This is a genomic window from uncultured Campylobacter sp. (assembly GCF_938018145.1).
In the GTDB taxonomy this organism is placed as follows: Bacteria; Campylobacterota; Campylobacteria; order Campylobacterales; family Campylobacteraceae; genus Campylobacter_A.
On record NZ_CALIII010000377.1, the window covers coordinates 1 to 2,387 of the forward strand.

Below are 2,387 nucleotides of genomic sequence, written 5' to 3' on the forward strand. Positions count from 1 at the left end.
TTTTTTCAACAATTCACACTCAAAGAGGACGCAATGAAAGATATAAACGCAAATCCGGTCAAATTTGACGAGCTAACGGGCGACAAAAACTGCATAGTTTTTACATATCCTAAAATGGGCAAGAGCGGGAAGTTTTTGCCTGAAAATTTAAAGGATTTAAAGGGGCTAACCGGCTGCACGCTTCAGTGCAAAGCCTACCAAGAAAACCTTGAAAAGCTCGAATCTGCAGGCTTTACGCTAATCGCCATCGGCTCTCAAAGCGTAGAAAAGATGAACGAGTTTAAACAAAGCGTAGGCGCAAATTTTATCTTTTTAAGCGACGAAAACTTCGAGCTAGAATCCCCGCTAAATTTGCAAACTTTTACCACAAACGACGGCAAGAAATTTTACCGCCGCCAAACGCTGATTATGAAAAACGGCGAAGTCGTAAAAAGATTTAACGACGTGGCCGAGCCCGCAAACGACGCGGCAAACGTACTTTCGGCGATAGAGCGGCTTTAAATTTTAGCTGATTTTCGCAAGAGGGCGAGAAATTTAGGGCTCAAATTTGGACGCGAATTTGAGGTGTTTTGAACTCAAATTTAGGCCACAAATTTGATGCCGAATTTAAAACACGCGCAAGCAAAACCGCAAGTCAAATTTTAAATTCCCGTCAAACGTAAATTTAACCTAACCCAAAATAATTTTTTTATATAATTACGCAAAAATTTAGGCGGGATATGAATCTTTTTTCCATAGAATTTGGCTTGTGCTTTTTTATTTTTTGGCCGATTTATTATTTTTTAAACACGCGCCCGCACCTGCAAAAAGCCGTTTTACTCGCCTTTTCTTATCTGTTTTTAGCCTCGTTCGGGCTTAAATTTCTAATCATAAATTTTATCTTTAGCACGGCGATTTTTCTTTTTGTAAGGGCGGCTCAGGGCAAAGACTCAGTGATCCCGTTTGCCGCGGGCATTATTTTCGTGCTTTGCGCGCTTGCGTTTTTTAAATACGGCGGCTATTTTACGATCAAATTTGGCGTCATGAGGCTTGAAACCATCGCGCTTCCGCTTGGCATTTCGTTTTATTCGTTTATGAGCATTTTGCTACTAAAAGCCGTGCGAGAGGGCGAGCTAGAGGCGCCTAGCTATCTTGATACGCTGATTTTTCTTAGCTTTTTTGCCGCGATTATTTCGGGTCCGATTTTACGGCCAAAGCCCTTTTTCGAGACGCTAAACTCTCCCAAGGTTTTTCGCGCTAGCCCCGTGATATTTGCACTTTTATGCTCCGCACTTTTTAAAAAGCTCATCGTCGCAAACCATCTTTTCGAGATAGTTAATCCCGTTTTTGCCGCGCCCACCCTACCCGCTTCGCAGCTTCTTGGCGCACTTTTTGGCTACAGCGTGCTGCTTTACGCCGATTTTAGCGGCTACGTGGACTTCGTGACGGCGCTAGGACTCATGTGCGGCTTTGTTTTGCCGCAAAACTTCAACCGCCCTTTTACGGCGCGAAATTTAAAAATTTTCTGGCAAAATTGGCACATCAGCCTCATGATTTTTTTTAAAGAGTGCGTCTATTTTCCGCTCGGAGGCAGTCGCGGCACGCAGGCGCAAACGCAGCTAAACGTGATGCTAGTCTTTGCGATCTCGGGCGTCTGGCACGGCGCGGGGCTTAGCTTTTTACTCTGGGGGCTCATCCACGGCCTTGGCGTCGTGTTTTTAAACTTAACTAGCGAGCGCAAACGGCTAAATTCGGCCATACTTGGACGATATTTTACGTTTATTTTCGTGAGTATGATTTGGGTATTTTTCACGATGGATTTTGAGGGAGCGGTGCGCTATATCGGAGCGATTTTTAGAAACTCGGGCGGCGAACTTCTTGCCATTTGCGCGCTATTTGCGGGCGTTTTCGTGTTCGTATTTTTATACGCCGCGCTTGACGTTTATCCGCTTTTGGTCAAATTTTTCGCAAATATAAACGTTATTTTTTCAGCCGTTTTTTTGGCGATTTTTGGGATAATTATTTACTTTTTGATGCCGTCCGGTATGCCTAACTTTATATATCAAGGATTTTAATGAGAGCGTTTTTTGGGGTATTTCTCGCGTTTTTTACGCTGATTGCGCTATTTTTGCGACCGCTGTCAAACTACTACGAAGCCAAATATCAAAAGGATTTTTTCATCACGGACGAGCGCGCGATGGCGCTGAGCGATAAATTTATAAGCACGGCAGAGGATGGCTTGCAGAGCGCAAAATCGACCATCGATAAACTTACGGGTATTTTTTTGGGCGATAAAAAACAGGTCGCAACTAGCCCTAAAACGGAGCAAAATTTAACCGCCTTACAAACCGAACCCGCAAATTTAAACGCTCAAAACACGCAAAATTTAACGCCTACTATCGGCGCGG

At 43.9% G+C, this 2,387-nt stretch carries 2 protein-coding genes and 1 pseudogene; all 3 read left to right on the forward strand.

The annotated features are described in order from the left end of the window. Positions 1–33 precede the first annotated feature (33 nt). Positions 34–501 (forward strand): redoxin family protein, encoded by a 468-nt coding sequence (locus Q0338_RS08765; protein ID WP_298086418.1) that lies wholly within the window; start codon positions 34–36, stop codon positions 499–501. 218 nt (positions 502–719) lie between these two features. After that, complete coding sequence (locus Q0338_RS08770; protein ID WP_298086419.1) at positions 720–2,054, forward strand: MBOAT family O-acyltransferase; 1,335 nt, start codon at positions 720–722, stop codon at positions 2,052–2,054. Further along, positions 2,054–2,387, forward strand: a pseudogene (locus Q0338_RS08775) (DUF459 domain-containing protein); the annotation flags it as partial. The gene Q0338_RS08770 and the pseudogene Q0338_RS08775, both read left to right, overlap by 1 nt.

Excerpts from the sequence above, each read along its gene's own strand:
- Q0338_RS08765 (WP_298086418.1), top strand. The coding sequence starts at position 34 with ATGAAAGATATAAACGCAAATCCGGTCAAATTTGACGAGCTAACGGGC.
- Q0338_RS08770 (WP_298086419.1), top strand. The coding sequence starts at position 720 with ATGAATCTTTTTTCCATAGAATTTGGCTTGTGCTTTTTTATTTTTTGG.